This window comes from Bacillus sp. FG16 (genome assembly GCF_057809515.1).
Genome location: NZ_JBMDKC010000149.1, coordinates 1 through 9,100, shown reverse-complemented (window position 1 = coordinate 9,100; position 9,100 = coordinate 1). Strand labels below are relative to the sequence as shown.

General features: G+C 35.9%; 2 protein-coding genes and 1 pseudogene. 2 read left to right on the top strand and 1 reads right to left on the bottom strand.

Annotated elements, in window-relative coordinates; genetic code table 11:
* Window positions 1–7,735 (bottom strand): isopeptide-forming domain-containing fimbrial protein (locus tag ACODS7_RS29665; protein ID WP_488828277.1); only part of this gene is annotated, 7,735 nt, incomplete at its 3' end.
* A 464-nt stretch (window positions 7,736–8,199) separates the two neighbouring features.
* Between ACODS7_RS29665 and ACODS7_RS29660 the strand changes: the two genes are divergently transcribed.
* Entirely contained in the window at window positions 8,200–8,679 is a 480-nt protein-coding gene (locus tag ACODS7_RS29660) for a GyrI-like domain-containing protein (RefSeq protein WP_029443505.1), read from the top strand.
* A 218-nt stretch (window positions 8,680–8,897) separates the two neighbouring features.
* Window positions 8,898–9,065, top strand: a pseudogene (locus tag ACODS7_RS29655) (MFS transporter); the annotation flags it as partial.
* Window positions 9,066–9,100: the final 35 nt, after the last annotated feature.

The following is a 9,100-nucleotide window of genomic DNA, read 5'->3' as shown; positions in this document are numbered from 1 at the left end:
CTTCTGGCTCCTTCGGCTCTTTCGGGTCTTCCGGTTTCACTTCTGGTTCCTTCGGGTCTTTCGGGTCTTCCGGTTTCACTTCTGGTTCCTTCGGATCTTTCGGATCCTCTGGTTTCACTTCTGGTTCCTTCGGGTCTTTCGGGTCTTTCGGGTCTTCCGGTTTCACTTCTGGTTCTTTCGGATCTTCCGGTTTCACTTCTGGTTCTTTCGGATCTTCCGGTATCTTAAAATCTTCTTTTGTTTTCGGTAAAATTGTAACTGTAGGCTCAAGTGGTGGATTTATTCTATCGTCCACTATCGCTCTATTTGTTATCCCTTTACTTGGTGCTGCTTTTACCTTCGCTTTAAAAATAATACTACGTTCTTTCGTATCTGTAATTTCTAGATACTTCGCTATTACTTTTCCAAATTCCATTTTTAACTCTACTGGATTTGGTTCAGCCCCTTCAAATCGAATACTATCTTGCACGTACTCTAAACCGGCTGGAATTTCATCTTCTATCTTTACCTCAGCTAATTTTCCGTTTTCTACCGTATTTTCAAAGCTAATTCGGTATTCGATTTCTTCTCCTAGCTTCGGTTCTTTATTACTTACTGTCTTCGTTGCTTTTACCTTACCATCTTTATATTCTGGCTTTATTGTCGCTGTCGGTTCCATAACTGGATGATTTGGATCATCTACGTGAATAATCGCTTTATTTGTTATTTCCTCTCCAACTTTTACTGATTCTTTTACCTTTACTTTAAAGATGATACTTCTTTCTTTCGTATCCATAATTTCTGGATACTTTACTGTTACTTTTCCATTCTCAACTTTAAGTTCTGTTGGTACAGGCTTATCACCTACAGCCTTCAGACTATCTTTCACATACTCTAAACCAGACGGAATTTCATCTTCAATCTTTACATCAACTAACTTCCCGCCATCTACTATGCCGTTAAAAGTAATTCGATATTCGATTTCTTCCCCTAGCTTTGGTTCATGATTACTTACTTCTTTCCTTGCCTCTAGTTTCCCATCTTTATATTGCGGTGTAATTGGTACAAGTGACTCAACCGGTGGATTTGTCGGATTATTATCATCCACAACCGCCTTGTTTATAATTTCTTTTCCTACTTGTACCGTTTCTTGTACTTTCGCTTTAAAGATGATACTTCTTTTTTTCGTATCCGTAATTTCTGGATACTTTGCTGTTACTTTTCCATTCTCAACTTTAAGTTCTACTGGATTTGGTTCCGGCCCATCAGACTTTATACTATCCTGTACGTATTCTAAACCGGCTGGAATTTCATCTTCTACCTTTACCTCAGTTAGTTTTCCGTTCTCTACCGTATTTTCAAAGCTAATTCGATATTCTACTTCTTCTCCTAACTTCGGTTCATGATTACTTACTGTTTTTTCTGCTTGTAATGCACCATCTTTATGTTGAGGCTGTATAGCGACATTCGGTTTCTCTGGTGGGTTTATTGTATCTTCCACAACCGCCGTATTCACAATCGCTTCGCCAATTTTAGCTTTATCTTTCACTTTTACTTTAAAGACGATGCTTCTTTCTTTCATGTCCGTAATTTCTGGATATTCTGCGAGTACTGTGCCGTTTTTCACTTTCACATACAACGGTTTCGGATTCTCTCCCTCGGCTCTTTCACTACCTTCTACAAACTCTAAACTGTTTGGTAATTCATCCTTAATTTTCACCTTCGCTACTTTTCCATGCTCTACTACGTTACGGAACGTAATTCGATACTCTACTTCTTCTCCTAATTTTGGAGCTGGATTATTTACTGTTTTCTCAGCTTTTAGTTTTCCGTCCTTATACTCCGGCGTAATAATCGCTTCTGGTTTTTGCGGCGGATTCTTCGGATTATCCTCATCCACAATTGCCGTATTCACGATTTTCTTACCGACTTTTACTGCTTCCGTTACTTTTACCTTAAAGCGAATACTACGCTCAGCTGTATCAGTAATATTTTCATACTTCGCACTAACCTTACCAGCTTCTTCTTTTAACTCTACTGGCGCTGGCTCATTACCTTCTGATTTTAAACTATCCTTCACATACTCTAAGCCAGTTGGTAATTGATCCTCAATTTTCACTTCTGCTAGTTTTCCGTTTTCTACCGTATTTTTAAAACTAATTCGGTACTCTACTTCTTCTCCTAGCTTTGGATCTTTTTTGCTTACCTTTTTATTAGCTTTAAATTTACCAGCTTTATGCTGCGGTGTAATATCTACTTCCGGTCGCTCTGGTGGATTTTTTGTATCATCAACAATTGCTTTATTTACAATTGCTTTGTCCACTTCAACAGAATCTTTCACCTTCACTTTAAAGATAATACTTCTTTCTTTCATGTCAGTGATATTTTCATACTTCGCACTAACCTTACCAGCTTCTTCTTTCAACTCTACTGGGGCTGGCTTATCACCTTCTGCTTTTAGACTATCTTTCACATACTCTAAACCAGACGGAATTTCATCCTCAATTTTCACCTCTGCCAGCTGTCCATCTTTCACCGTATTATTAAATGAAATTCGGTATTCGATTTCTTCCCCTAGCTTCGGTTTATGATTATTCACCTTTTTATGAGCAGCAATTTTACCGTCTTTATATTGCGGTGTAATTTTCGCTGTTGGTTCAGTTATAGGGTGGTTCGGATCATCAACATGGATAATTGCCTTATTTGTAATGTCCTTCCCTATTGCAACTGAATCTTTCACCTTCACTTTAAAAACGATACTTCTTTCTTTCGTATCTGTAATCTCAGGATACTTTGCCATTACCTTACCGTTTTCAAATTTCAATTCCACTGGATCTGGCTTAGAACCTTCTGCTTTTACACTATCTTTCACATACTCTAATCCATTTGGTAAATCATCTTCTATTATTACCTCTGTTAGCTTTCCATGTTCTACCGTATTTTTAAAGCTGATTCGGTATTCCACTTCTTCTCCTAACTTCGGCGTTTCATTATTTACCATCTTTTTCGCTTCAAGTTTTCCAGCTTTATACTGAGGAATAATTTCCGCTGTCGGATTAACTGGCTTATTTTGCGAATCATCAATAGTTGCTTTATTAATGATTTTTTTACCGACTTTTACTTCTTCTTTTACTTTCACTTTAAAAACGATACTTCTTTCTTCTGTATCCATAATTTCTGGATATTTTGCCATTACCTTACCGTTTTCAAATTTCAGCTCTACTGAATCTGTTCCGGTACCTTCTGCTTTCAAACTATTTTCTACATACTCTAAACCTTCTGGTAAAGTATCCTCTATTGTCACGTCTGTTAGCTTTCCGTTCTTTACCGTATTTTTCATACTAATTCGGTATTCTACTTCTTCTCCTAACTTCGGTGTTTCATTATTTACGATTTTCTTCGCTTTAATTTTTCCATCTTTATGTAATGGTGTAATTTTCGCTTCTGGTTCTTTCGGATGTTTCATATCATCAACAATTGCCTTATTGATGATTTCCTTACCCACTTCCGCTTCTTCCTTCACCTTTACCTTAAAGACAATACTTCTTTCTTTCATATCCGTAATATTTTCGTATTCAGCAATAACTTTTCCATCTTTCACACTTAACTTTAATGGAGCTGGTTTATCACCTTCAGCCTTTTCACTGCCTTTTACATACTCTAAACCGTTAGGAATTGTATCCTCTATCGTTACCTTTTCTAGTTTTCCGTTTTCTACCGTATTTTTAAAGCTAATTCGGTATTCTACTTCTTCTCCTAGTTTTGGTGATGGATTATCTACTGTCTTCTTCGAATCAATTATTCCATCCTTATATTGCGGAGTAATTCTTTCTTCCGGCTCAATCGGTGGATTTTTCGTATCATCAACAATTGCTTTATTGACAATCTCTTTATCTACTTTTGCTTCTTCCTTCACCTTTACTTTAAAGACGATACTTCTTTCTTTCATATCCATAATATCGATATACTTAGCTTTGACTATCCCATTTTCAACAGCTAATTCTACTGGTCCAGGTGCTTCTCCTTCAGCCTTGATGCTATTTTCTACATATTCAAGACCTTTTGGAATTGTATCTTCCACTCGCACCTCTTCTAGTTTTCCGTTCTCAACCGTATTATGAAAACTAATGCGGTACTCGATTTCCTCACCTAGCTTTGGTTTCTTATTATTAACTACCTTTGTAGCAGCAATTTCACCTTTTTTACTTTGTGGTGTAATAACAACCTTTGATTCAACAGGCTCATTTTTCGGATCTTTTGCAATTGCTTTATTTACAATTGCCTCCCCTACTTTTGCCGAATCTTTTACTTTCACTTTAAAAACAATACTTCTTTTTTCTGTATCCATAATTTCTGGATACTTTGCCATTACTTTTCCGTCTTCCACTTTTAGTTCTACTGGCTCTGGTTTTATGCCTTCAGCTTTCAAACTATCTTTCACGTATTCAACACCTTTAGGTAATGTATCTTCTACTAGCACCTTTTCTAGTTTTCCATTTTCTACCGTATTATAAAATGTAATTCGGTATTCCACTTCTTCTCCTAGTTTTGGTGTTTGATTCGTTACGCTTTTTTCTACATCCACTTTACCGTATTTATAATCCGGCGTAATCTTTTCTTCTGGATGCTCAGATTGTCCATTTGGCTCACTCACAACCGCTTTATTAACAATCGTTTCTCCCGCTTTTGCCTCTTCTTTTACTTTCACTTTAAAGGCAATGCTTCGCTCTTTTGTATCCGTAATCTCTGGATATTTTGCTATTACCTTACCATTTTCTACTTTTAACTCTACTGGATTTGGTTCAGCACCTTCAGCTCGCTCACTACCTTGAACAAATTCTAAGTTAGCTGGAATTTCATCTTCTATTGTAACTGCATCTAGTTTTCCGTTTTCCACCGTATTTTTGAAGCTAATTTGATATTCAACTTCTTCTCCTAGCTTCGGCTTCTTATTTGTTGCTTTTTTCTTTGCAGCAATTTTACCGGCCTTATGCTGTGGTGTAATCTTCTCTTCTAGATCCTTTGGTGGATTTGTTTTATCACTAACGGTTGCTTTGTTAACAATTTCTTCACCAATTTTTGCAGTTTCTTTTACTTTTGTTTTAAAGACGATACTTCTTTCTTCCATATCCATAATTTCTGGATACTTTGCAATTACTTTGCCATTTTCAAACTTCAGCTCTACTGGATCTGGTTTTATACCTTCGGCTTTCAAGCTATCTTTCACGTATTCAAGACTACTTGGTAATTCATCTTCAATCGTCAATACATCTAGACGTCCATCTTTCACCTTATTTTTAAATGTAATACGATACTCTACCTCATCACCTAGCTTCGGTGTTTTATTAGAAGCTATTTTTCTCGCCTCTATTTCTCCCGGAACTTCTTTTGGCAGCGTAACCGTAACATTTGCATCATCTGCAGTCTCATAATTTACCTCGGTACTATCTTTTCCCTTTACAGCAACGATATTTTTTATTGTTGTATCTGATTGTACAGAAGCTTTCACTTTTACTTTAAATGTAATAATGGTACTTTCACCAGGCTTTAAAACACCGCCGTCTTTAGCATCTGCCCCTTCACCAATACGGAAATCAATTTGATTATTTACAAACTCTGCTTCATCGTCGCTTGCATTATCTGTTTTATTTCCTTTATTACTTCCAGAAACATATTGAATAGACCCCGGAACATACTCTAAACGATCATCTAATTTATCAAAACCTTTTACATTAGATACAGGCGCTTGGTTATTTTTCGTATCATTTTTCACTTCAATTTGATACGTAAACTCTTCACCGGCTTTAATTTCCTTAACTTCTTTACCAGCACTATCTAATGCCTTTTTATCAACTTGTAAGTTTGGAGCATTATGTTCTGTAACGAATGTAGCGTTATTTAATACGTAAATATCACCAGTACCACCATTTGCTCTAAAACGCATTTTTGCTTCTTTTAAATCATTTTTTACTTGAGTAGGTCCTTCAAGATGATACGTATGAATGTCAGTACTGAATGAATTTGTCCAATCCGGGTTATATCCTGGATATTTTTTTGTAACAAACTCGTTAGTACCGTCTACTTGTACTTCTGTCATAGACGAATCATTCGCATCATTATCTTTACCGTTAATATTTTTTATCTTTATATATCCAGCACCAAAATCATATTCTCCATAATCATATGCATATCCATCTTTCTCAGCTGGATCACCTTGCGATGAAAAATAACTAAATTTCGCCTTAAAAGCACCTTCTTTTGGTGTGTTTATTTTATTAACACTAATATCTGTCCAAGCTGTGCTTTTTTGAGAGACTAGCCCTTCCCAAATCTTCATGTCTTTTACTGTTTCTTTATAGTTTTCATAAACTAATATAAGATTCCAGTTACCCCAGTAATAGCCGCCACCTGCTACATCTTTAATTTGTGGCACATTCGCAACTGTCAACGTTTGAGAAATGCCTTGCTGTGCAATTACATTTGTTACATCTGCATACGCAACATAACCAGCACCACTACCTGAGTAATTAGAAATATAAGGTAGGTAATCCGCTTTTCGTATGCTATCAGCACTTACCTCTGCATATTCTTTATTTCCCATTTTCATTTTGACTGGTTGTCGTACATCATTATCACTAACTCTTTGATTAACATTTGTACTAGTTACAGTTCCCATTGCAGCTGTCCAAAACAAATACGCCTTTTTCACTTTACTTCCGGCAGGGATGTTAGGAAATGCACCTGTTGACGAATTAAAAGTACTATCATCGTTATCAACGTTCACAGTCATTTTATTCGTTTTATAACCCATACTTTGTCTTCCATAATGATCCGTAGTCAAACCAAGCGTCACATTACCAGTTTGTACTAAATTACCGGCAGTAATAATAGAATACAGTGGGTCTCCAAATCCTTGTTTATCTCCTGTTTGGATTTGAACCTTCGAAGCATTTTCTGATGCAGCTTGTACTTCTGCATCACTCTGCTTTACTGCTAAAGGTGATTGCTTTTTCTCTTCTTTTAGTTGCTCCTCAGCTTCAGATTGTTGTACCTTCTCTATTTCTGTTTTTTGTGTAGGTTTATTTTTATCTTCTACAGATACTTTTAATTTTCCATCTACTTCTTTAGTTTTTGAATCAGTTGTTGATCCGATAGCTTTCTTACTACTGTCAACCTCATCATCGGTATTAGCTTCCAACTTATCTTCAGAAGGAAGCCCTTCAACATCTACAGACATGCTCCCTATTTGTAGTTGATCCTTTTGCACACTAATTTTTTGCTTATACTCTTTATTAAAATGTTGTGCACGACGAGCTTTTATTAACACAGTCATTTTTTCATGTGATTTTAAATCTTGAATTTTAAGATTAGAAGAAAGAATCTTTCCTCCCTTATCTTTTTCCTCTACATAGAAATCCGCTACCTTATTTTCAGGTAACTTCTCTCCGTTTACTTTCACAGATTGCGAAGGGAACGTGATTTCATTCTCATTATTTTGTTTAATTACCAATTCTTGAATTGGTATATCTCCCGTATTTTCAATCGTATATTGAAATACGTGCTCCCTCTCCGCTACTTCTCCCTTATATATTTCAGCATTTACTTGCTCTGCCTTAATTTTCACATCATTTCCTTGTAACTCATCCCAGCTTTTTTTATTTATCTCTGTAGCAAAAGCACTGGGTGAAGGCAATATGATGGATAGGAGAAGTGTGATCATCGTTACGACATTAAAACACTTCAATACTTGCTTCATATTTTCTACCTTTCTCCTTTCTATATACTTGCTATCCGTCTACTTAATTTCAGTAACCCTTTCATTTAGTAGCCGGAGGCATAGCAATATATATCCACTCGCAACAATCCGCCCTACGAAAATGTATCGTTGAAATCCCAATTTCAACAATATAAATCTCATAGAATATTACTATTTCAATTTATCAAAAATAATATATATATCGGACACTTATACAAACCTTTACCATTTTTTAATATAGTAAAAACGCTCTACTGTATAGGTTTATATAACAGTTAAAGGATACATAAAAATCTTAACATACTCCCTAACCTATTCATACATACAATAGAATTTTTACCATTTTTTAGTTATTTCAGTTTGTTGTTTATGATTAAAATTTTCAAAAAACAATAACCGTTACATGTAAAAATATGTTACATTATAAAGGAACGTACGTTCTTATTTTGGAGGAGGAATTGTTAATGATAAACGAACCCATTATCGTAAAAAAAGAAGCTTTCCAAGCAATCGGCGTTTCGATTAAGACGACTAATGAAAAAGAGGCATCTACTCAAGGAAACATTCCCGAGCTTTGGAACCGATACTTTCAAGAACAAATGATGCATCACATCCCAAATCAACAAACGAAAGAAACATTCGCTTTCTACTCAAACTACGAATCAGATGAAACCGGTACATATACATTTACAATCGGTATGCCCGTTTCTTCATTAGAAGACGTTCCTGAAAATATGACAACTTTAACAATACCTGCCGCTACGTATGCGGTATTTACAACGAGAAAGGGACCAGTTGCTGAAGTCGTTTGCGAAGCTTGGGAATATATTTGGCAATGGTCGAAAGAAAATAAACGTGCCTTCACAACAGACTTTGAACTTTACGCCGAAAGAGCATTAGACCCAAATCATGCACAATTGGATATTTATATTGCGTTAGCCTAAAAAAAGATGCCCATTCGGCATCTTTTTTTGTCGTTAAATAGCTACTGGGCAAATCCATTATTATTGTCTACAATGAGAAAGTGCAGTATAGAAATATTAGAAACTGTATAAAGTGAAACTATACTCAGCGGAGGGCATCTCCCATTGAGTATTAGCCCTCATCAATCGGGCGTTTACTGGTTTTTCAGTTTAAATTTGTCACATAGAAAGGAAGCAATATGGAGGAACTACAACAAAATAAAACTGCTTTAGAAGGAAGCGGAAAACCGTTATTAAAAAATACGAATTTCCTTTTTCTTTGGGCAGCTACTCTTTTTTCAAGCTTTGCTTTAGCCTTTTTTACTTTTTCACAAACGTGGTACATAGCACATGCCCATCAACTTAAGAAATAAGACTACCCCCAAGTGTCAAAAAACGTTAT